The 22,111-nt window shown below is 27.4% G+C and carries 21 protein-coding genes; 16 read left to right on the forward strand and 5 right to left on the reverse strand.

Annotation, left to right across the window (positions count from 1 at the left end):
- Positions 1-195: 195 nt before the first annotated feature.
- From ACLR9T_RS04340 to ACLR9T_RS04365, 6 genes are all read left to right on the forward strand, one after another.
- Complete coding sequence (locus ACLR9T_RS04340) at positions 196-564, forward strand: hypothetical protein (protein ID WP_413108308.1); 369 nt, start codon at positions 196-198, stop codon at positions 562-564.
- 170 nt (positions 565-734) lie between these two features.
- Complete coding sequence (gene mnmG, locus ACLR9T_RS04345) at positions 735-2,597, forward strand: tRNA uridine-5-carboxymethylaminomethyl(34) synthesis enzyme MnmG (RefSeq protein WP_413108309.1); 1,863 nt, start codon at positions 735-737, stop codon at positions 2,595-2,597.
- Positions 2,598-2,603: 6 nt separating this feature from the next.
- Complete coding sequence (gene rsmG / locus ACLR9T_RS04350) at positions 2,604-3,305, forward strand: 16S rRNA (guanine(527)-N(7))-methyltransferase RsmG (protein WP_413108310.1); 702 nt, start codon at positions 2,604-2,606, stop codon at positions 3,303-3,305.
- 8 nt (positions 3,306-3,313) lie between these two features.
- The gene (gene noc / locus ACLR9T_RS04355; protein WP_413108311.1) at positions 3,314-4,084 is read left to right on the forward strand and encodes a nucleoid occlusion protein; all 771 of its coding nucleotides are present in this window, start codon (positions 3,314-3,316) and stop codon (positions 4,082-4,084) included.
- Between the two features lie 147 nt (positions 4,085-4,231).
- A complete protein-coding gene (locus tag ACLR9T_RS04360; RefSeq protein ID WP_413108312.1) occupies positions 4,232-4,609 on the forward strand; it encodes a Spx/MgsR family RNA polymerase-binding regulatory protein in 378 nt (125 codons plus the stop codon).
- A 1-nt stretch (position 4,610) separates the two neighbouring features.
- Entirely contained in the window at positions 4,611-5,048 is a 438-nt protein-coding gene (locus ACLR9T_RS04365; protein WP_413108370.1) for a hypothetical protein, read from the forward strand.
- 11 nt (positions 5,049-5,059) lie between these two features.
- Here ACLR9T_RS04365 and ACLR9T_RS04370 read toward each other — a convergent pair whose 3' ends face one another.
- Complete coding sequence (locus tag ACLR9T_RS04370) at positions 5,060-5,869, reverse strand: MerR family transcriptional regulator (protein ID WP_413108313.1); 810 nt, start codon at positions 5,867-5,869, stop codon at positions 5,060-5,062.
- Between the two features lie 83 nt (positions 5,870-5,952).
- On the opposite strand from ACLR9T_RS04370, the gene ACLR9T_RS04375 reads away from it, so the two are divergent.
- The 6 genes from ACLR9T_RS04375 (at position 5,953) to ACLR9T_RS04400 (ending at position 12,930) form a co-directional block, all read left to right on the forward strand.
- Positions 5,953-7,683 (forward strand): ABC transporter ATP-binding protein, encoded by a 1,731-nt coding sequence (locus tag ACLR9T_RS04375; RefSeq protein ID WP_413108314.1) that lies wholly within the window; start codon positions 5,953-5,955, stop codon positions 7,681-7,683.
- Positions 7,676-9,454 carry an ABC transporter ATP-binding protein gene (locus tag ACLR9T_RS04380; protein ID WP_413108315.1) on the forward strand — a complete coding sequence of 593 codons (1,779 nt, stop codon included), beginning with the start codon at positions 7,676-7,678 and terminating at the stop codon, positions 9,452-9,454. The genes ACLR9T_RS04375 and ACLR9T_RS04380 overlap by 8 nt, the downstream gene beginning before the upstream one ends.
- Before the next feature lie 83 nt (positions 9,455-9,537).
- On the forward strand, positions 9,538-10,209 hold the full coding sequence (locus ACLR9T_RS04385; RefSeq protein ID WP_413108316.1) for a response regulator transcription factor: 672 nt from the start codon (positions 9,538-9,540) through the stop codon (positions 10,207-10,209).
- 83 nt (positions 10,210-10,292) lie between these two features.
- Positions 10,293-11,204, forward strand: coding sequence for an ATP-binding cassette domain-containing protein (locus ACLR9T_RS04390; RefSeq protein ID WP_413108317.1), 912 nt, complete (start codon positions 10,293-10,295; stop codon positions 11,202-11,204).
- Between the two features lies 1 nt (position 11,205).
- Positions 11,206-12,030, forward strand: a complete 825-nt coding sequence (locus ACLR9T_RS04395) for an ABC transporter permease subunit (protein WP_413108318.1) — start codon at positions 11,206-11,208, stop codon at positions 12,028-12,030.
- A 15-nt stretch (positions 12,031-12,045) separates the two neighbouring features.
- A complete protein-coding gene (locus ACLR9T_RS04400) occupies positions 12,046-12,930 on the forward strand; it encodes a sensor histidine kinase (protein WP_413108319.1) in 885 nt (294 codons plus the stop codon).
- Positions 12,931-13,244: 314 nt separating this feature from the next.
- Here the strand turns inward: ACLR9T_RS04400 and ACLR9T_RS04405 are convergent, their stop codons facing one another.
- From ACLR9T_RS04405 to ACLR9T_RS04415, 3 genes are read right to left on the reverse strand one after another with little or no spacing between them, the layout of a single operon-like run.
- Positions 13,245-13,757 (reverse strand): dUTP diphosphatase, encoded by a 513-nt coding sequence (locus ACLR9T_RS04405; RefSeq protein ID WP_413108320.1) that lies wholly within the window; start codon positions 13,755-13,757, stop codon positions 13,245-13,247.
- Positions 13,758-13,798: 41 nt separating this feature from the next.
- Positions 13,799-15,121 (reverse strand): histidine kinase dimerization/phospho-acceptor domain-containing protein, encoded by a 1,323-nt coding sequence (locus ACLR9T_RS04410; RefSeq protein ID WP_413108321.1) that lies wholly within the window; start codon positions 15,119-15,121, stop codon positions 13,799-13,801.
- Positions 15,114-15,815: a response regulator transcription factor gene (locus tag ACLR9T_RS04415; RefSeq protein WP_413108322.1), complete on the reverse strand. Its 702-nt coding sequence runs from the start codon at positions 15,813-15,815 to the stop codon at positions 15,114-15,116. The genes ACLR9T_RS04410 and ACLR9T_RS04415 overlap by 8 nt, the downstream gene beginning before the upstream one ends.
- Positions 15,816-15,947: 132 nt before the next feature.
- Here ACLR9T_RS04415 and ACLR9T_RS04420 point away from each other — a divergent pair, with 132 nt between their 5' ends.
- The 4 genes from ACLR9T_RS04420 (at position 15,948) to ACLR9T_RS04435 (ending at position 21,214) form a co-directional block, all read left to right on the forward strand.
- On the forward strand, positions 15,948-18,389 hold the full coding sequence (locus ACLR9T_RS04420; RefSeq protein WP_413108323.1) for a YfhO family protein: 2,442 nt from the start codon (positions 15,948-15,950) through the stop codon (positions 18,387-18,389).
- Positions 18,361-18,768, forward strand: a complete 408-nt coding sequence (locus tag ACLR9T_RS04425; RefSeq protein WP_413108324.1) for a GtrA family protein — start codon at positions 18,361-18,363, stop codon at positions 18,766-18,768. The genes ACLR9T_RS04420 and ACLR9T_RS04425 overlap by 29 nt, the downstream gene beginning before the upstream one ends.
- Positions 18,755-19,699 (forward strand): glycosyltransferase family 2 protein, encoded by a 945-nt coding sequence (locus tag ACLR9T_RS04430; protein WP_413108325.1) that lies wholly within the window; start codon positions 18,755-18,757, stop codon positions 19,697-19,699. Before ACLR9T_RS04425 ends, ACLR9T_RS04430 begins: the two co-directional genes overlap by 14 nt.
- 669 nt (positions 19,700-20,368) lie before the next feature.
- On the forward strand, positions 20,369-21,214 hold the full coding sequence (locus tag ACLR9T_RS04435) for a hypothetical protein (RefSeq protein ID WP_413108326.1): 846 nt from the start codon (positions 20,369-20,371) through the stop codon (positions 21,212-21,214).
- Between the two features lie 40 nt (positions 21,215-21,254).
- Here the strand turns inward: ACLR9T_RS04435 and ACLR9T_RS04440 are convergent, their stop codons facing one another.
- On the reverse strand, positions 21,255-21,935 hold the full coding sequence (locus ACLR9T_RS04440) for a PIG-L family deacetylase (RefSeq protein ID WP_413108327.1): 681 nt from the start codon (positions 21,933-21,935) through the stop codon (positions 21,255-21,257).
- Between the last annotated feature and the right edge of the window lie 176 nt (positions 21,936-22,111).

The following is a 22,111-nucleotide window of genomic DNA, read 5'->3' on the forward strand; positions in this document are numbered from 1 at the left end:
GAAAAAAAGAAGATTGTTAATGATAAACGGTTATGAATATTCATAACCGTTTTTTACATTTATAGGTGTTGCAATAAATAATATTTCATAAGAATGAGTGTGTTTATTGTTAATTAAACATAGTAATAGGAGGATATCACATGATTATCCCATAATTAAACTTTAGTATATTAATAAAAGAAAGGAAATGTTTAAATGAAAAAAATTAAAACTTGGTTTAATAAACCGGCATTTACATTAGTTTGTTATGTATTAGCAATTTTATTATTGGGATACACATTATTTACAATAAAAAATTCATATGATTATATTGCTTCATTAGTATTGCAAGGAAATGTTTCTTGGAGTACTGATATAAAAGATATATTTTCATATTTTGTAGGTAATTCGGTTAGTTATTTATTTTATGCTTTTTCTTTTATGTTCTTTGGAAAAGTAATTAATATTTTAAAACCAAAACTGATCAAAGAAGAAATTGAAATTAATGAAGAAGTTGAAATTAATGAAGAAATTGAGCCGGTTAAAGAAACAATAGAATCTAATGAAGATATAATAGAAGCATAGTGCTCTTCCTCCATATTATAAGTGGAGGTTTTTATTTTTGTAAAATAGATTAAAAATAATGAAGATATAATAATTATAGTAATAAAAGTGTTTTATTGAAAACGGATAATTGTTTAAAAAGTAGAGAATTTGTAGTACAATAGATTAGGATTAAGGAGGGAATATAATAAATGTATGATGTTATTGTGGTAGGTGGTGGTCATGCTGGAATTGAAGCAGCATTAGCGCCAGCTAGAATGAATCAAAAAACTGTTTTAATTACATCTAATTTTAATAATGTTGGAAGCCTTCCTTGTAATACTTCAATTGGAGGACCCGCTAAAGGAATAATTGTTCGTGAAATAGATGCTTTAGGTGGACAAATGTCAAAAACTGCTGATAGAACATATTTACAAATGAAAATGTTAAATACTGCTAAGGGACCAGGAGTACAGTCATTACGGGCTCAAGCGGATAAACAAGCTTATCCAAGGTATATGAGAGAAGTATTACAGCAGCAAGAAAATTTAGATATTATAGAAGGAATGGTTGAAGATTTAATTATTGAAGATAATTGTGCTAAAGGAGTTATTCTAGCTGATGGTCATGAAATAAAAGGGACAATAGTCATTTTAACAACTGGAACTTATTTAAAGTCTGAAATATTGTGTGGGGATCAGAAATATGCTAGTGGACCAGATGAAGAAAAAGAATCAAAATTTTTATCAGAACGTTTGAGAGCTTTAGGCTTAAGAATACAGCGTTTAAAAACAGGAACTCCTCCTCGAGTAGAAATTGATAGTATTGATTATTCAAAGACAAGCTTACAGCCAGGAACAGATGCCAAGCTTGCTTTTAGTTATCAAACAGATGAATTTATACCATTAGAGAAACAGTTGCCATGTTATCTGACTTATACAAATGAAAAAACTCATCAAATAATTTGTAATAATTTAGAACGTTCAAGTATGTATGGAGGATATGTTAGTGGTATTGGACCACGTTATTGCCCTTCTATTGAGGATAAAGTAGTTAAATTTTCAGATAAATCACAACATCAAATCTTTTTAGAACCAGAATCACGAGAAATGAATACAATTTATGTACAGGGTTTTTCTACTTCACTTCCTCATGATGTTCAAGAAGAGATGATAAGAACTATTCCAGGACTTGAAAACTGTAAAATCTTGAAATATGCATATGCTATAGAGTATGATGCAATTGATCCTTTACAATTATGGCCTACATTAGAAACAAAGGTTGTTAATAATTTATTTACTGCAGGTCAAATTAATGGGACTAGTGGTTATGAAGAGGCTGCTGGTCAAGGACTAATTGCAGGGATTAATGCAACATTAAAAATTCAGAATAAAGATCCATTAATTTTAAAACGTGATGAAGCTTATATTGGTGTAATGATTGATGATTTAGTTACTAAAGGAACTGAAGAACCATATCGAATGTTAACAAGCCGAGCTGAATATCGTTTATTGATACGTCATGATAATGCTGATGAAAGATTGATAAAATATGGTCATGATGTTGGTCTTGTTAGTGATGAGATATATCAAAAATATCTAGATAAGATGGATGGTATTTTTAAGGAGATTGAAAGGCTTGATAATATTCGCTTTACGCCAAAGCATTCAATCAATGATATTTTAGAACAGTTAGGATCTACTAGACTAAATGAGGGAATTAGTGCAAAAGAATTAATCAAAAGACCTGAATTAGATTATGAAAAAATCTTACCGTTTATTGAGGCACCTAAACTAAGTGAAGAACAAAGAAAAAGAATTACAATTTTAATTAAATATAAAGGGTATATTGACAAATCATTACGTCAAGCAGCTAAACAAAAGAAAATGGAAGAAAAAAAGATTCCTAATGATATAAATTATGAAGATATTAATAATTTGGCATTAGAAGCAAAGCAAAAGTTGAGTATGATTCGTCCTTTAACTATAGGACAAGCCTCAAGAATCTCAGGAATCAATCCAGCAGATATTTCAGTGTTATTAATCTATTTAAAACAAAAATATAATGAGGAATAAGAATACATGTCAAAAGAAGAATTTATTAAACAGTTAGAAGAAAAGGGGATACTTTTAAAAGACTTTCAGATTAAACAGTTTCAACAATATTTTAAAACTTTAGTTGAATGGAATGAAAAGATGAATTTAACTGCAATAACAGATGAAGAAGAAGTATATCTAAAACATTTTTATGATTCGCTAACTATTGCATTTGATTTTGAGTTTAATAACCAAAATATCGTTGATGTTGGCGCAGGAGCTGGATTTCCAAGTATTCCTTTAAAAATTGTATATCCAGATTTAAAAATAACAATTGTTGATTCACTAACAAAAAGAATTACTTTTTTAAATCATTTATTTCAGGAACTGGCATTGAATGATTGTAAAGCGATTAGTGCTCGAGCTGAGGATTATGCTAAAGATAATCGTGAGAAATGTGATATAGTAATGGCAAGAGCAGTTGCAAAACTAAATATATTAGATGAACTTTGTTTACCTTTAGTTAAAAGGGGCGGATATTTTTTAGCCTTAAAAGGACTCAAAGCAGATGAAGAATTAAATGAAGCTAAAAAGGGCATTAGTATCTTAGGTGGGAAAGTAGAAAAGGTTGTTGATTTTACATTAACTAATGAGAATCATCGAAGTAATATAGTTATTAAGAAAATAAAAGCAACACCAAATAAATTTCCTCGGATGTTCGCTAAAATAAAAAAACAACCATTGTAGGAGGAAATATGTTAGAGAAGGTATATAAGCAAATAGATATTAATAAAATTGAAGCTAATGAAAACCAGCCTCGTAAAGTATTTGATGATGAAAAAATTGAAGAATTAGCTATTTCAATTAAAGAAAATGGTTTGATTCAGCCAATAATTGTTCGTAAATTAAATCGTAATTATCAAATAATAGCAGGAGAAAGACGTTTTCGTGCTTGCAAATTAGCAGGGTTAAAAACAGTACCATGTATTATCAAAGATATTGATGACAAACAGGTAGATACATATGCAATTATTGAAAATATCCAGCGAGAGAATTTATCACCAATTGAAGAAGCTAAAGCTTATAAAACATTAATAGATACCTATGCTATGAATCAAACTGAGTTAGCTAATAAAGTTGGAAAAAAACAATCTACTATAGCTAATAAATTAAGGTTATTAAAGTTATCAGATGATGTTAAATATGCATTAAAAGCAAAGCAAATTACTGAGCGTCATGCAAGAGCAATGTTATCTCTAGATAAGGAAAGACAGCAATCAGTATTACAAGAAATATTAAAAAAATCATTAAATGTTAAGCAAACAGAATTATTGGTAAGTAAGCCATTAAAAGAAAAAGCTAAGCCAAAAAAAGGACCACGAAAAGCTGTCTCACAAAATTTTAAGATTGCAATTAATACTATTAATCAAGCAACTGAACTGATTCAAAAATCTGGGATTCCAGTAATTAGTGAAACAGAAGAAGCTGATGATGAATATATTATTACATTAAGAGTGAAAAAATAATTATAAGAGATAAAATAATTTATAAGTATATTAATAATTAGATCTTATGTTATGTATCTAAATAGAATAATTTTGGAAAGTAAATAGGATTGGGTAAATGTTTTCTAAGGACTAATTTTAGTCCTTATTTTAGATGGAGGGATATTAATGATAAGAGTTTATACTGCACCAGGCAGTCGTTCAGGAAGATTGGTTGTCAGGTGGTTAAAGGAAAATAATTTGAGTTTTATTGAAAAAAATATTTTTTCATCTGATTTGCATATTAATGAAATAAGAGAAATATTAGAGAGATGTGAAAATGGAACAGATGATATTATTTCAAAAAATAGTAAGATCATTAAAGCATCTAAAATAGATTTTAATAATATGAAAATGGAAGATTTAATTAATTTTATAAAAAATAACCCTTCAATATTGAAAAGGCCAATTATTATGGATGAACATCATTTTTTAGTCGGGTATAATGTAGAAGAAATTAGAATTTTTATACCACGTAGTCAAAGGAGAAAGAATAGTGAGGTTTAATATGTGTCAGGAATGTTATAGTAATGACAGTAGAGCTACCCCTAAAATCCGACCAAGAGAATGTCTGGAGCATCATAGACAATATATATGTGGTACTTGTGGGCGCTGTATTTGTATTGAAAGTGATAAAAAAAGAAAAGTACAACGTTGGAATTTTCCATTTAAAACGTTAGAAATAGCAAAATTATATTTAAGAACTGCTGATTATACTATGAAAAAAGCATGTACTATTTATAAGATTACAAATAATAAAGGACGTATCTCATATAAGATTTTTGCTAATAGCACGGATGTTGAAAAATATTTAAAAATAAACCAGGATAAAATTAGTGAACCTGTTTTTTCATTGGGTGAGTATAAAGAGTATCCAAATACCCAAGTTCGAAAACTTGCAGCAGATGAAGTCAAGAAATATATGATTGAATATGAAAAGAATTAATAGCGAGTTATTTAACTCGCTATTTCTATTGTTATTCGAGTTAGATAATGATTTTTAGATCTTTCACAAATATCAGAAATAATATATTCTTCAAATGCATATTGACCTAAGATAATCTTATGTTCACTTGCATAATTTAACATTCTTAAATATGAGTCATAGAGTTTATTTTCACTACCATGATGATATCCACATAAATAATTTCCAGCTTTTTTGACAAATGTTTGTTGTGTAGAATTATTAGTGGTAGTAAATAGATAGGAGTAGTTAGTTACGTTATTATTAATAATATTTTCTATCTTCATCATTACACCTACAAATTCACCTGTAATTATCTGATTACCTTCAATAAAAGTAGTATAATCATTCATAAAAGAAGCAAAATCTTTTGATGTGGTATTTTCTAGGTTTGCAGATAAAAGTAATCTAGTTTCTTCAAGATATTCAACTTTTATTTCATCATAATTTGCATTTAGAGCATCAGTAGTAAAAGTTTGATAACTTTTTATTAGCTCATGAATATGCTGCATTTCATTAATATATTCAATCAGTTTATTTTCTTGTTGTTTAAGAAGATCAAGGAATAACTCAGGAGTACGTTTATCAAGATATACTTGAATATCTTTTAAAGACATTCCGAGTTTTTTTAAAGCTAGTATCACTTTAAAGGTGTCATATTGACGATATGAATAGAAACGATATCCTTTATCATTTATATAAATTGGTTTAAACAAATTTATTTCATCATAATGAAATAAAACGTGTTTTTCAACACCACAAATTTTAGCAAAAGTACCACAAGATAATAATTTTTCTTTCATTTATTATTCCTCCTTGACTATAAGGTTACCTTATAGTCTATCATAGATACAGTTGCTTCACAATACAATGAAAGGAGAAAGATATGAACTTAATCTTAAAGTATTTAAAAAACTATAAATTACTATTCTTTTTTAATGTAATTTCAGTTTTTGGATTTATTTTAGTTGAATTAGGAATTCCGACCATTGTAGCAACAATGATAGATGTTGGAGTTACTAATAAAGATGTTAGCTTTATCTATATGATGGGTGGCTGTATAGCTTTAGTTTCACTTATCGGTGTGGGTGGAACAATTGCTCTAGGATATTGTTGTTCAAAAATATCGACTGCGATCACACGCGATATTAGAAATGACATCTTTGAAAAGGTACAACAATTTACAGCTAATGAATTTAATCAAATTGGAACATCTTCAATGATTACAAGAACGAATAATGATGCTTTTCAAATCCAGCAATTTGTCAATGTCTTACTTCGAACTGCATTGATGACACCAATTATGTTTATCTTTAGTTTTATTATGACAGCACGAGCTTCATTGCCGTTATCATATATTATTGCAGCAACAATTCCATTAATTATTTTAGGAGTAGTTATAGTTGCTAAGGTTACTAAACCAATTTCAGAAAATCAACAAAGTTCATTAGATGATTTAAATCGTATTTCAAGAGAAAACCTTAGTGGAATTCGTGTGATTAGAGCATTTAATAATGATAGTTATGAGCAAGCACGATTTAATGAAACCAATCATCATTTTACAAAATATTCTAAAAAATTATTTAAAATTATGACTATGACTCAGCCAATTTTCTTTATGCTGATGAATATTGCTGGTCTGTCAATATATTGGGTAGCAGCACATCTTATCTCTAGTGGTTCTTTAGAGATTGGACAACTAGTTGCTTTTATGGATTATTTATTTCATGCAATGTTTTCTATTATGCTTTTTTGTACTGTATTTATGATGTATCCACGAGCTGAAGTATCAGCAAAGCGGATTGAAGAAGTATTTAAGTTAGAGCCTTTAATTAAGAATAAACCAATAGAAAGTGATTCAAATGAACAGGTAAGTATTGAATTTGATCATGTTACATTTGTTTATCCAGATGGTGAGGAGCCGGTTTTACAAGATGTATCATTTAAGGTTTCAAAAGGTCAAATGATTGCCTTTATAGGGAGTACCGGTTCAGGTAAAAGTACATTAGTTAACTTAATTCCAAGATTTTATGATGTAAGTAGCGGCAGTATTAAAATCAATGGTAAAGATATCCGTGATTATGATGTTTTGGAGTTACGTGATAAATTAGGGGTAATACCACAAAAAGCAGTACTGTTTAGTGGTAGTATTGCTGATAACATTCGTTTTGGTAAAAAAGATGCCAGTGATGAAGAAGTAGAATATGCGGCTAAAGTTGCTCAAGCATATCCTTTTATTATGAAAAAAGAGCATGGTTTTGATGAGGAAATAAGTGAAGGAGCTACCAATGTTTCTGGAGGTCAAAAACAGCGTTTAAGTATAGCAAGGGCATTAGTACGTAAAGCTCAAATTTATATTTTTGATGATTCTTTTTCTGCATTAGATTTTAAAACAGATTCAATTTTAAGAAAAGAGTTAAAAAAAGAGATGAAGGATTCAATCATGATGGTTGTAGCTCAACGAATTTCAAGTATTATGGAAGCTGATCAAATTATTGTCTTAAATGAAGGCAAGGTAGTTGGTCATGGGACACATCGTGAATTATTAAAGGAATGTCAAATTTATCATGAGATAGCAACTTCTCAGTTAAGCGAGGAGGAGTTAGCTTATGAATAAAAAATATAGTTTTAAAAAGAGTTTAAAAGGGCTAATACCATTTATTAAGCCATATAAATGGCAATTTATTATTGCGATTGCAATGATTTTTGCTTTTAATATTTCTATTGTTTTAGCACCAACTTTTGAAGGGATGGTTACTACCCAATTAGCTAGTGATGTTGCTAAAAGTACTAATCTATCAAATGTTAATATTAATTTTGGTGCAATCATTAAAATTGGTATTAGTTTGGTAATAATTTATATTATTAAAACTGTTGCACAAATGATTTCAATTGTTTATTTAACTAATGCAATTCAACATGCGATGGAAGATTTACGCAATGCCTTGCAAAATAAGATTCGTAAATTACCAGTGAGGTATTTTGATAATCATCATTTTGGTGATGTTCTTAGTCGCATTACTAATGATGTTGATGCTATTTCTAATGCTTTGCAACAAAGTTTTACGCAAATAGTTAGTGGTGTATTAACTGTTACATTAGCATTAAGTATGATGTATTTGATTAATCCTAAAATTGCTTTAATTGGAACAATGATTATCCCGTTATCACTTTTAGTTACTAAGTTAGTAGTTGGCAAAAGTCAAAAATTATTTAAAAATCAACAAGATGCTCTTGGAGAGCTAAATAGTACTGTAACTGAAATGTATACAGGATATAATGAAATTTTATTATATAATCAGCAAGTAGAATCGGTTAAAAAATTTAAAAAGATTAATGAAAATTTAAAAGAAAATGCTTTTAAAGCTCAATTTGTCTCATCAACTATTGCACCATTAAATGCTTTGGTGACATATTTAGCAATTGGTGCTGTTGCAGTAGTGGGAACTGCTGATGTAATTGCAGGGACATTTTTAGTTGGTCAGTTACAGGCTTTTATTAGATATATTTGGCAAATCAATGATCCATTATCTCAAATTTCTAACTTATCATCACAAATTCAGTCAGCTTTTGCTGCATTAGGTAGAGTTATTGAGTTATTAGAAGAAACAGAAGAAATTCCAGAAGCTAATCCTGCAAAACACGTAGATGAAATACATGGGAATGTAGATTTTGAACATGTCAAGTTTGGTTATTACGAAGAAAATTTAATGAAAGATTTAAATGTTAATGTTAAAAGTGGTCAGATGGTGGCTATTGTTGGACCAACCGGGGCAGGTAAAACTACGATTATTAATTTATTATTAAGGTTTTATGATGTAAAAGGTGGAAGTATTAAAATAGATGGTGTTGATATCCGGGATCTTCCTCGAGAAGAATTACGCTCGATGTTTGGAATGGTATTACAAGATACTTGGCTATATTCAGGTACTATTTATGATAACATTCGTTATGGACGTTTAGATGCACGCAAAGATGAAATTATTACTGCTGCTAAAATGGCTAATGTCCATCATTTTATTAGAACTTTACCTGATGGTTATAATTCACATATTAATGAAGAGGCAAATAATATTTCCCAAGGTGAAAAGCAGTTATTGACGATTGCCCGGGCAATTTTAAAGGACCCTCAAATTTTAATTCTTGATGAAGCAACTTCATCTGTTGATACACGCTTGGAAAAAATGCTTCAAGAAGCTATGCAACGGGTTATGAAAGGGCGTACTAGTTTTGTAATTGCTCATAGATTGTCTACAATTAAAAGTGCAGATTTAATTTTAGTTATAAATAATGGTGATATTGTAGAACAAGGAACTCATGAAGAATTACTTGCAAAACAAGGGGAATATGAAAAATTATATAACTCTCAATTTGCTCGTAATGCATAATTGATGTAAAAGAAGTATTTAGGTACTTCTTTTTTTTATATAGAAATATGTGTTATACTAGTATAGATAATGAGGTGTTAATAATGGTTAAGATATTGATCGTAGAAGATGATAATGATATTAATAATATGATTGGTGATTTATTAAGATTAAATCAGATTGAAAGTATTAGTGCTTATTCGGGAACAGAAGCTTTATTATTGTTAGATGATAATATTGATTTAGTACTTTTAGATTTAATGTTGCCTGGTCTTAGTGGACAAGAAGTTATTAGGGAAATAAAGGGGAAAAAAGATTTACCTGTTATTATATTAACAGCAGTAAGTAAGATGGATACTAAATTAGATTTATTTGCTTTAGGAGCAGATGATTATTTAATCAAACCATTTGATAATAATGAGTTATTGGCACGAATAAAAATTCAATTAAAACATAAGAAAGTATCATTTATTTCATCTTTAATAACTTATAAAGATATTGTACTTGATGAAAATAAATTTGAGGTAACTTGCAATAATGTTAAATTAGGACTGTCAAAAATAGAATTTAAGTTATTAAGAATATTATTAGAAAATCCCACCCATGTTTTTACTAAAGATATTTTATTTGAAATGGTATGGAATCATGAAGATTCAGCAGATGATAATACTTTAAATGTTCATATAAGTAAAATTCGTAGTAAATTAAAAAAAGCTAATCCTAAACAGGAATATATAGAAACAGTTTGGGGAATTGGTTATAAAATTAAAGAATAAATTGATTTAAGACTTATTTAAGGATTGATTAAGAGTTATTTAACTCTTTTTTTATATAGTTGGAAGTGTAGGAGGAATAGATGATGAAACAAGAGATATTAAGAACTAAAGATCTTATTAAAAAATATCAGGATAATATAGTTTTGGATAAGGTAAATATTACAATTAATAAAGGCGATATCTATGGGTTAGTAGGTAGGAATGGTGCTGGTAAATCTACACTAATGAATGTAATATCTTCATTAACAATGAAAGATAGTGGCAAAGTTTATTTGTTTGGTAAAGAAATTGCTCAAAATAGAGATAGTAAGAATAGGATGGGGTGTATGATTGAAAATCCTGCTTTTTATTCAAATTTATCAGCATATGATAATTTAAAATACTATTGTATTTTAAAAGGAATTATTGATCATAAAAAAATTAATGAGGTATTAAGAAAGGTTAAACTAGATAATACTGGCAAAAAGAAATTTAAACAGTTTTCTTTAGGTATGAAGCAACGTTTAGGAATTGCACTTGCAATTTTAAATAATCCTGATTTTATTATTTTAGATGAACCTATTAATGGTTTAGATCCATTAGGGATTAGTGAAATTAGGGAAACCTTATTGCAGTTGCAGCAAGAGAATATAACAATTCTTATTTCGAGTCATATTTTGTCTGAACTTTATTTAGTAGCAAATAAATTTGGAATTTTAGAGGGTGGAAAAATAGTTAAAGAATTATCAAAAGAGCAATTGGATAATGAATGCAGTCGCTGTTTGAGTATTAAAGTAAATGATATTAAAAAAACGTGCGTATTACTAGAAGAAGAGTTAAATACTACTAATTATAAAGTTTTAAATGAGCAGGAAATTAGATTATATGATTATTTAGATGCGCAACACGTTGTTAGTAAAGTTATTATAAAAAATGAAATTGATTTATATGGAATAAGTGAGATAGGGGTATCATTAGAGGATTATTTTAAAAGCATCATTAAGGAGGAAAACTAATATGTTGAATATTATTAAAGCAGATTTGTTTCGAATTTTTAAAGGAAAAGGTATTTATATCAGCATGTTATCAGTAATACTTCTTTGCAGTATTTCGATTTATCTAAGATCTCCAGGTCATATTGGATTAAACAGTGGATCTACATCAAATTCGGCTTTAGAAGAGTATCAAGATATTGAAAGTCCTGAGGATGTTAGAAAAATAGCTGGAGAAAATGAAATGACATTAGATGAGGGAATGATGAAAGCTAATGGGAATTTATATTATCCGCTAATTTTTATAGTATTTGCAGTAGTTTGTGTTGATTTATCTAGTCATACAGTAAAGAATGTTATATCTACTGATGTATCTAGGAAGACATATTACTTTTCTAAATTGTTATTGACTTGGGGATTAGGTATTTTTTTAATAATTCTTAGTACTTATTTTGGTTATTTTGGAAATATCATATTTAATAATCCTAGTAATGTTTCTAATATTCTCGATATTACTATAATAATGTTACGGCAGTTACCAATTTTTTGTGGTATAATGAGTATATTAGTGATGATTGCAACTATTACAAAAAAAACATCACGATATAATGCAATAGCGATTATGTTGATAATGTTATCACAGATGTTAATAATGTTAATTATAACTATATTTAACATTGATAGTAATATGATCATGCAATTCGAGTTTGAAACAATTATACGTAGTTTAGCTGTTGTTGGAAGCATAGAACTTAAGACATTGTTAATAGGAGTATTAATGGGTCTGGGATTAACTGCAGGATCAAGTATAATTGGGATATATTATTTTAATCGATGTGATATTAAATAATTAGGAGGTAGCAATATGTTAGTATTAATAATAATTTTATTTATACTATTATATATTGCTATTTTTTATATAATTCATTTAAAAAGAAGTATAAAAAAGGCTACTAATAATATTAAAAAAATAAAATCAATGGATACAAATTCTTTAATTACAACTACTAATAGTAATCAGGCGCTATGTGAATTATTGCATGAAGTTAATCAAATGATGATTACTTTTAGAAAATTAGAGATTGAAATTGAAAAAAAGAATAGTAATCTACAAAAAACAATTATCAATATTTCTCATGATTTAAAAACACCTTTAACTTCAGCATTAGGATATGTTGAAATACTTCAAAAATATGATTTATCTAAAGATGAACAAAAAAAATATGAAACAATTATTATTGATAAACTAAAACGTTTATCACAATTGATTGAAGATTTTTTTGCTTTTACAAAAATAATTTCTAATGAAGAAAATATTGAAATGAGTATGATTGATGTAAATAGAGTTTTTGAAGAGGCATTAGTATGTTATTATCAAGATTTTAGTTCACAAAATCGATCAATACATATTAATGGTAATAAAAAAGTAGAAATGCTTAGCAATGAACGGTTATTACGTCGAATCTTTGATAATTTGATCATTAATGCACTAAAGCATAGTGAGGGGGATGTTTATGTAGCGATTGATACCAGCAATGGAATATGCTATGAGTTTGTAAATACACTTAGTGAGCCGATTCAGGTTGAACGTATTTTTGATGAATTTTATACATCAGATATATCTCGAACTAAACAAAATACAGGATTAGGTCTAGCAATAGTAAAGGAATTTACTGAGTTATTAGGTGGAAAAATATCTGCTTTAGTTAGGGAAAATGATCTTATTATAAGTTTAAAGTGGGAATTTTAGATAAAAAAGAACTTGTTATAGGTTTTAGAATCTATAACAAGTTTTTTTAGCTATGCCAATAGCATAATATTTAGGGAGTGAAAGGGGTCTGACAACAAGAGATTGTAGAATAAAACTATTAAATGAAAATACGGCGGATGGTTGTAAAGGGATATGACTTTATTTTGAGAGATAAAGCCATAAAAAAGGTCTACCATCATTAGTAGACCAATATGAGTTAAGTCATATTTTAGTATAGGTGGACGTGTGCTAAAGAGCTTGCCCAGTGGTGTAAGGGGGCGGGGTGATTGTATTGATTATTTATTCCTACTTGATTATTTAGTTGTAGAACCAAATCCGCCATTACGTTGTTGATCTGTAAAATCATTTTCTACAATCCCAAAAGGCATGAATATTCCTTGAGCAAAACCTTGATCCTTTTTTAACTCAACAACTTTATTTTCATTACTATCATTAGTTATTTTAATAAAAATATGACCCTCATTATCGCTATAATAATAATCACTGTCAATAATTCCAACAGTATTATTTAATTGTAAACGATATTTAAAACCTAATCCACTTCTTGGAAAGATTGCTAAGAACCATCCTTCATTAATAGAGACTCTTATTCCAGTAGGAATTTTTATTGTTTTATTAGGTTCTAAAATAAAACTAATTGGGGTAAAAAAATCATATCCTGCAGATCCAATAGTTGCTCTTTTAGGAATTATTATAGAATTGTAGATATCATTGATAGTTCCTTCATCATATTTATCAAAACAATCTTTAAAATCTTTTATAAATTGTTTTTTTGATACTTTATCAAATTTAGCTATTGTTTGCATATGTACTCCTTTCATTAAAACATAGGAACATTATACACTAATTATTTAATTAAAGGAATTGTTATAGTAACTGTAAAATTATTCTCGTTATCAGTGATCATAAAAGTTCCATCATGAATTTTTAACATTTGTTGAACACTTTTTAACCCTATTTGATTACTTTCAATATAATTAGTTGAGTACTTTTTTTTATTTTTAAATATTAATTTTAAATTATTTTCATCAGATATCATAGATACATAGACAGGCTCATTACTTTCAGCATATTTTAGAAGGTTTGAGAATATATTATTAACTATCCTTTTAATTAAGTTTATATTTCCGCGAATAAAAGAATTTGTAGGTTCAAGATCTTTATTTACAACAAAATTATTTTCTTCAAGTACACCAATATTTTCTACAATATATTCATATATAACACCCAGAGACATCTTAGTTAATTCAGTATCTTGCTCTTTACTAAAGACAAGAAAATATTCAAACATCTTGTTTGCTAGTTCATTAATTTGATTAACTTTATCAATTGAATTATTCAAATATAGATTATATTGGTCGTCATTTTTATATTTTTTTAATCTAATAATATCTAAATATCCCATTAATGAAGTCAGAGGAGTTCTTAAATCATGAGAAAGAGCAGTTACTAGATCATAATTAGCTTTTCTATTTGCTTCTTCAGTAGCAAAATTATCTTTTAAGATTAAACGTAAATTATTGATTTGATGTGATAACTCACCTATTTCATCGTTACTATTTATTGAGATAGGATGATTAAGATCGCCTTGAGACATATAGGTAACATCATTTTTAAGGTTTTCAATATGATGAACTTTTCTTTTTATAAATAAAAATGTTGGAATTAAAAAAATAAGTAAAGCAATGATAATAGAAAAAACTAGATACGGAACAACCATTTTAGCAATAGCGTATGAATATACATACATTTCGACTGTACCATCTTTTAATTGAATATCAGTATGATATTCATCACCATTATAAATTGCATCAGTATCATAAACTGTATATCCAACTAAAAGATTATCTAACATTGTTGCATAAGAACCAGTTATTGCAAGATTATCAGCCTTGTTATATAAGTTGACACTATATATTTCACTAACACCTAAAATATTGTCTATAGAGTCAATATCATTAATTGAAATATTATTATCAATTAACTGATTTTCAATATTAATTGCATATGCTTCAGTATTCTCTGAAATAATTCCTAGTTTTTGAGTAAACTTAAAAAAATCTTCTCGACATGAATATAATAAGCAAAATACAGTCATTCCAAGAGCACTAAATAAAATAATAATCGCACTTATTTGAATACTTAATTTGCTAAAAAAATGTTTAATCACAACGATACCCCTTACCCCAAATTGTTTTAATTATTTTAGGGTTTTGAGGATCTGTTTCGATTTTTTTTCGCAAATTTCGAATATGAACCATGATAGTATTATTAGCACTATAATAATATGGCTCATTCCATATATTTTCATATAAAGCCTGAGTTGAATAAATGTGTTTGCGATTACTTAGAAGTAAATATAGGATTTGATATTCAATATATGTTAACTCAATTTGTTCACCATCTAAAAATACTATCTCATTATTTGGATCGATTACTATATTATTATATGTAATTTTATTTTCATTAGACTCATCATTATTTATTTTTCCTTGATAAATATAATATCGTCTTAATAATGCTTTAACTCTTGTTGTTAATTCATTATATGAAAAAGGTTTGGAAAGATAATCATCACCACCACTAGAAAAACCTAATGTTTTGTCACTTTCTTGACTTTTAGCTGTTAAAAATAAAATAGGGGCATTAGATTTTTTACGAATTTCCATACATGCTTGATAGCCGTTGATTACAGGCATCATAATATCAAGAATATATAAATCAATTTCACTACTTATTAGTTCAATTGCCTCTTGACCATCCTTTGCTTCAATAACATCATAACCTTCACTTGATAGAAGAACGTTCAATACTTCTCGTATTTCAGGATTATCATCAGCAATTAAAATTTTGTTATTTACCATATATTCACCAACTTTCGTTTTTATTATACAATATTAAGACATTATAAAACTTAAAATTAAGAAATATTTATATATTCTTTAGGCTATTCTTAAGGAATCTAATAGATAATGATTAACAGGAGAATGATAGTAATGAAAAGAAAAAATATTTATCCAATTATATTTTTAACATGTTTAACCTTGGTGGTAATTTATCTTATCACGCCTTCTTCAAGTATCTTTGGTTCTAATACAGATTGGCTTTCGCAACATGTCAATCTGGCTGATTATATTAGAAATACGATGTTAGAAAATAAAACAATTTTCCCCGATTTTGCTTTTAACATTGGTGCTGGGCAGAACATTTATAATATATCATACTACGGCCTATTTAGAGTTGATATATTGGTAAGTTGTTTACTGCCATCAGTAGAGATGAAAGATATAATAATTACTTATATGATTTTTAATTTAGTTTTAAGTGTTAATCTTACCTATTTATGGTTGAAACGCAAACAGTTTAATACTTGGCTATGTATAATTGGAGCTATAGCATTACTATCTTCTTCTGTATTATTTCAAAGTCATCGTCAAATAATGTTTGTTGATTATATGTCGATGTTAATTATAGCATTAATAGCAGTTGATTTATATATTGAAAAGAAAAAGATGATTTTGCTAGTTATTTCTATAGTAGGAATAATAACAAATAGTTATTTCTTTAGTATTTCTGCTTTGCTGGTAATATTAAGCTATTTTTGTTTTGAAATGTATAGATTAGAAATGAAATTAACTTTTAAAGAAATCTTACATTTTTTAAAACCTTTATTAATAGCAATAATGATTTGTGGAATTTTATTAATTCCTACAGCTTATGTAATGCTTGAAAATCATCAAAGTGGAAATACTAAAATCAATCTATTAACCTTATTAATCCCTAGATTTAATTTTGAATCATTATTATATGATTACTATGGTTGTGGCTTAGGATATTTAGTATGGATAGGTTTAATTGTTGGTCTAAAGGTTAAAAAAACTCGAAGATTGAATATTTGGTTATTATTAATTTTATTTATCCCTATCTTTTCGTTTGTTTTGAATGGTTTTTTATATCCCCGACCAAAAATATTAATTCCATTTATTCCATTATTAATATATATGACTACCTATATTCTAAATTATTTAAAACATAATGATATAAAATTAAATATTAAAATAATTTTATTATTAGCTTTACCAGTTTTATCATTTTATCAACAGCCATTAGCTATTTTGGATATGATAGTATGCAGTATAGGAGTATTATTATATTTAAAAAATATTAAACCAGCATTATTGTTATTAGTATTTATGCCTTTTACTATTAGTTTTGTAAATAATCAAGAAGAAAATTATGTTTTATCAGACAAATATCAGCAGGTTTCTAAAATAAAAGATATTAAATTAGAAAATGATAGTAGGAGTGATATATTTAAAGAGCCTTTAAACACAGTTAATCAAGTTAAAAATGATATATTTAGAACATCAATTTATAGTTCCATTAGCAATACTAAGTATAATCAATTTTATTATGATATTATTAATAACCCAATAAGTATTAGAAATAGGGTTGCATGCTTATCTAATTCTAATGTGTTTTTTCAAGGAATGATGGGAGTAAAGACAATTTATAGTGAAAATGTTGTTCCAATTGGTTATCAAGAAATAGAAAAAAATGTATATCAGAGTGAGGATATTTTACCTTTGATTTATGCATCTAATGATCTATTTAGTAATAAAGAATTTGAGAATTTATCATTTCCTCAAACGCTAGATACACTATACAATAACACTATTGTAGAAACTGATCAGATAGACTATCAAAGTAAGGTAGTGGAAACTAAATTAAAAACGAATATAAATAATAAAAGTGATTATTTAGGGATTATTAAGTTAAATAATGGTTATCGTATTAATACAAAGAAAGAAGCAAAATTAGAATTAGATATTAATCAAGATTTATATAATAAAATAATGATTATAGAATTTGATTTAAAAAAAGTTAAATTAATTAAAAGTACAGATACTAGTATCACTATTAATGGAGTTAGAAATAGATTATCAGGCTTAAATGCCGCATATCCAAATCAAAATACCCATTTTACATATATCTTAAGTCAAAATGAAGCAATAGATAAATTAAAAATTGAATTTTCAAAAGGGAGATATGATCTTTCAGATATAAAGGTTAATACAATAGATTATAATGCTATTAAAAAACGTAATCAGGAAATAGATGCATTTAAAGGTGTTTACAATCAAAATGGAATGGTGGCAGATGGTGAAATCGATGTAAAAGGAGATGGTTATCTTGTAACATCATTTGCTTATCAAAATGGTTATACAATATTGATTGATGGTAAAAAAGTTAGTAGTGAATGTGTGAATAAAGCTTTTTTAGGAGCTAAGATTTCAAAGGGAAAACATCAAATTAAAATTATGTTTAAACCACCAATGAAAGATGTTGGTTTTATAGTCAGTGCCTTGGGTATATTAATATTAGTTTTTCAAGGGAGATGGAAAAAAGATGAAAAAAGAATTAAAAGAGTTAATTAGTTACATATTTGTAGGTGGTTGTACGACAGCAGTAAATTTTATTATTTATTGGTTTTTTATAAAAATGCTGCGTCAAGGCTGGTTAGTTGCAAATATTATTTCATGGGTGGGCGCAGTGATATTTGCGTTTTGGGCAAATAAGCGTTATGTCTTTAAAAGTATAAATGAATCTAGAAAAGAAGCATATCAGTTTTTTATATTACGTTTAGGGACGTTGGCAGTTGAAAGTATATTGTTATTTATTTTTATTCAGTTATTAGGAGCCAATGAAATGCTTTCAAAGATAGTGGTAAGTGTAATTACGGTAATATCTAACTATGGTTTATGTAAGTTTAAGATTTTTGTAGTTAAAGGAGGTCATGAATATGGACAAAATTAGTGTTATAGTTCCCTGTTATAATGAAGAAGAAGTACTCCCTTTATTTCATCAAGAAGTAACAAAGGAATTAAAGAAAATTGAAAATATCAACTATGAAATATTATTTATTGATGATGGTAGTCATGACCATACAATAGATTTATTAAAAGTAATTTGTTTAAAAGATGAACATTGCAGCTATTATTCATTTTCACGAAATTTTGGAAAGGAAGCAGCAATGTTTGCAGGACTAGAGAAATCAAGTGGTGATTATTGTGTTATTATGGATGCTGATTTACAACATCCGCCACATTTATTAGCCCCTATGTATCATGCTGTTAGCCAGGAAGGGTATGATTGCTGTGCAGGAAAACGTATGGATCGAGATGGTGAGGGGGCATTACGAAATTTTTTAAGTAAGTCATTTTATAAGATAATGCAGCGTTTATCTAACCTGGATATGTCAGATGGTGCTGGTGATTTTAGGATGATGAATAGATTAATGGTTAATTCGATATTAGAAATTAGAGAGTATAATCGTTATATGAAAGGATTATTTTCGTATGTTGGTTTTGAAACTAAATGGATTCCTTTTAATAATGTTGAAAGAGCTGCTGGAAGTACTAAATGGAATTTTAAGAGTTTGTTTTCTTATGCCTTGGAAGGAATTTTCTCATTTTCTACAGCTCCATTAAAATTAGCAGGAATATTTGGTGTGTTTCTGTTTGTTGGTTCGATTATTTTATCTCTTTATACAGCAGTATCAACATTGATGTTTGGAAATAGTGTTAGTGGTTATACGACAATTGTTTGTTTAATATTATTTTTAAGCGGTACACAAATGTTGTTAATTGCAATTTTGGGAGAATATATATCTAAAGATTATATGGAAAATAAAGCTCGACCAATTTATATTGTAAAAGATAGTAATCGTAAACATGGTTATAATTAGAGGATTATTATTTACCAGAAGTAGGATAAAATATTGATTTATCTATTTCTGGTTTTATTTTGGATATTAAAATCTTATTTTCAGTGATATTTTATTGGATAGAGTTTTTTAATTATTAAAGACTTTAGAAGATTTTAACCTTTTTTAATATGGAATAATTTTGTTAGATTAATCTATTATTCATATGTCTTGAAATGAGAAAGTCAAAAGGAACAGATAATTTTACCAAAAATACAGCACTGACAAGTAAATTTTTTTGGGACTAAATACAGGTGGAAATAAAGTAGATAATAATGCAGTAAGAGGGGTTATGAGTAGATAAAAGGAAGATTATATATAATAAAAGAGACACTTGGAAATAAGGTTTTAAGTACCTGCAACATAAGGAATATCTCCCATCCTTTCTAAATAAGAAAGGAAATATCATAACGCCAAAGATTATTGAAATCAATATCATCTATAATCATTTTTAATGATATTAAAATAACAAGGAGCTTTTACACTATAAATAGAATTGAACTTTATTAAATAATATTTACTTATTAATAAGTGATGAAAAATGTTTAAAATAAAAAAATTACTTGTTAATGCATATAGGTTAGAACTCTTTTTTGACTTAAGAGATAAAAGGATTTATAATTAAATTAATTGGAGGTCGTAGAAGATAAAATGAAGAAATTTTTAAATGCATTTTTAACAATTATTATGATATGTGTAATCATATTACTATGTGTTAATTTATCAATTCGAGCAATGTCAACAAAAACAGTTACTAATGCAATTGTAATCCAAGAAGCAAGTGGTAAAATTAAAGAGGTTTTAAATGAATCTTTTCCAGATGTAAGTAGTGAAAATATTAGTAAGGTAGAAGATATAATAAAAAATAATGATACTTTAAATAATATTACAGGAGATTTTTTAGATCAAATTACAGAAGCTATAAATAGTGGTAAAGATATACAAACAACGGCTATTTTAGATGGGATATCAGATGCTATAGATAATAGTATTCCTGAACTTGAGGAAGCGATTGGTAAGAAAATTCCTCAAGAGCAAATAGATAAGATTGAAACTAAATTAGCTGATAAAGATGGAACTTTACAAAAAAAGGTAAAAAGTACAGTTGAAAAGATTCAAACAGCTACTCCAAAAACAAAACAATTTATTAAAACATATGATACTTTAAGTAATAATATAACTAGGATAATTAGCATAATTGGAATTATAATTATTGCTGTTTTATTAGGTGTAATTAATAAATCTTATTTTAAATGGACATTGTTTAGTGGGATAAGTTCATTAGTATCAGGTGTATTATTAGGGTTGTTCTTGCCTTTGATTGTTAGTGCTATGGAATTTACAATAGGAATGAGAATATTAGGAATGAGTATAGATATTCCAGTTGATAGTTTACGTATGTCAGGATTAATTTGTGGAGGGATTGGAATAGTATTAATTATTATTTATATGGTTTTAAAGCGAAAGTATCCTACATATAATCGACATTATTATTGAGTGCCTTTGACACTCTTTTTATTTTTCACAAATAAAAGGATTAGTACCAATCTTGGTAGCTAATCCAATTTTCATATGGAAACATATGTGACAGCTTATCACATACTTTGTTTTGAGAAGCATAGTTAGAAATTAATTGATTTTTTTGTTCAAGTAAATCATCGGTATAAAGATGTTTCATTGGTAAAATAGGATTACTTTTACGATAATAACGACCAAAATATTTTAAATTGCTAGTTATATTGATATCTTTTGCTATTGAAGTGACAATAGCACTAGTCATTTTATGATGAGCATGTCCATATTCACCCTTAGGATTATGGGTAACTATAGTTGTATAAGTGTGATTAGATAGTATGTAGCTTAGGTCATTTTCAATATCATGATAGACTTTTTTCCAATTATCGCGTTTGCCATTAGTTTTATCGGGATAATCTAAGATAATACCAGTATTATGGGTTTGTTCCATAACTTCATGAAATTCATTAGCACGTGTTTGATTATTACCATTAGTTAAACATATAACAAGATAATTGTTTTGTAGTAAATGGATACCTCCCCAAATAGTTTCATCATCAGGATGTGCTACTATCATAATATTTTGATAATTTGAAAAGTTTATTTCATTAAATAAATCTTGATTTTTGGTTTTGTTCGCTTTTGCATTGGCATTGCTGCAACCACAAAGCAAGACCATACAAATAATAATAATTTTTTTCATATATAAATTGTACCACTTTATTGAATTAATAAAATAAAACCTTTCTTAAAAGAACTTAAGATTATCTTAACATTGATTTATCTTACAATAATTGTTAAAATCTATTTTGTTGATTTTAATTATAAAATGACTATTGTTAGTTTATTATGTTAATTTTAGGAAAAAGCAATATAATA

Origin of the sequence: Thomasclavelia sp., assembly GCF_047249845.1 — a bacterium.
Taxonomy (GTDB): domain Bacteria; phylum Bacillota_I; class Bacilli_A; order Erysipelotrichales; family Coprobacillaceae; genus Thomasclavelia.

What these genes read in the sequence shown, in the direction of transcription:
- ACLR9T_RS04385 (WP_413108316.1), top strand. Translation starts at nt 9,538, where the DNA reads ATGGTTAAGATATTGATCGTAGAAGATGATAATGATATTAATAATATG.
- ACLR9T_RS04425 (WP_413108324.1), top strand. Translation starts at nt 18,361, where the DNA reads ATGAAAAAAGAATTAAAAGAGTTAATTAGTTACATATTTGTAGGTGGT.
- ACLR9T_RS04435 (WP_413108326.1), top strand. Translation starts at nt 20,369, where the DNA reads ATGAAGAAATTTTTAAATGCATTTTTAACAATTATTATGATATGTGTA.
- rsmG (WP_413108310.1), top strand. Translation starts at nt 2,604, where the DNA reads ATGTCAAAAGAAGAATTTATTAAACAGTTAGAAGAAAAGGGGATACTT.
- mnmG (WP_413108309.1), top strand. Translation starts at nt 735, where the DNA reads ATGTATGATGTTATTGTGGTAGGTGGTGGTCATGCTGGAATTGAAGCA.
- ACLR9T_RS04370 (WP_413108313.1), bottom strand. Translation starts at nt 5,869, where the DNA reads ATGAAAGAAAAATTATTATCTTGTGGTACTTTTGCTAAAATTTGTGGT.
- ACLR9T_RS04400 (WP_413108319.1), top strand. Translation starts at nt 12,046, where the DNA reads ATGTTAGTATTAATAATAATTTTATTTATACTATTATATATTGCTATT.
- ACLR9T_RS04375 (WP_413108314.1), top strand. Translation starts at nt 5,953, where the DNA reads ATGAACTTAATCTTAAAGTATTTAAAAAACTATAAATTACTATTCTTT.
- ACLR9T_RS04430 (WP_413108325.1), top strand. Translation starts at nt 18,755, where the DNA reads ATGGACAAAATTAGTGTTATAGTTCCCTGTTATAATGAAGAAGAAGTA.
- noc (WP_413108311.1), top strand. Translation starts at nt 3,314, where the DNA reads ATGTTAGAGAAGGTATATAAGCAAATAGATATTAATAAAATTGAAGCT.
- ACLR9T_RS04395 (WP_413108318.1), top strand. Translation starts at nt 11,206, where the DNA reads ATGTTGAATATTATTAAAGCAGATTTGTTTCGAATTTTTAAAGGAAAA.
- ACLR9T_RS04415 (WP_413108322.1), bottom strand. Translation starts at nt 15,815, where the DNA reads ATGGTAAATAACAAAATTTTAATTGCTGATGATAATCCTGAAATACGA.
- ACLR9T_RS04390 (WP_413108317.1), top strand. Translation starts at nt 10,293, where the DNA reads ATGAAACAAGAGATATTAAGAACTAAAGATCTTATTAAAAAATATCAG.
- ACLR9T_RS04405 (WP_413108320.1), bottom strand. Translation starts at nt 13,757, where the DNA reads ATGCAAACAATAGCTAAATTTGATAAAGTATCAAAAAAACAATTTATA.
- ACLR9T_RS04440 (WP_413108327.1), bottom strand. Translation starts at nt 21,935, where the DNA reads ATGAAAAAAATTATTATTATTTGTATGGTCTTGCTTTGTGGTTGCAGC.
- ACLR9T_RS04365 (WP_413108370.1), top strand. Translation starts at nt 4,611, where the DNA reads ATGTGTCAGGAATGTTATAGTAATGACAGTAGAGCTACCCCTAAAATC.
- ACLR9T_RS04340 (WP_413108308.1), top strand. Translation starts at nt 196, where the DNA reads ATGAAAAAAATTAAAACTTGGTTTAATAAACCGGCATTTACATTAGTT.
- ACLR9T_RS04380 (WP_413108315.1), top strand. Translation starts at nt 7,676, where the DNA reads ATGAATAAAAAATATAGTTTTAAAAAGAGTTTAAAAGGGCTAATACCA.
- ACLR9T_RS04420 (WP_413108323.1), top strand. Translation starts at nt 15,948, where the DNA reads ATGAAAAGAAAAAATATTTATCCAATTATATTTTTAACATGTTTAACC.
- ACLR9T_RS04360 (WP_413108312.1), top strand. Translation starts at nt 4,232, where the DNA reads ATGATAAGAGTTTATACTGCACCAGGCAGTCGTTCAGGAAGATTGGTT.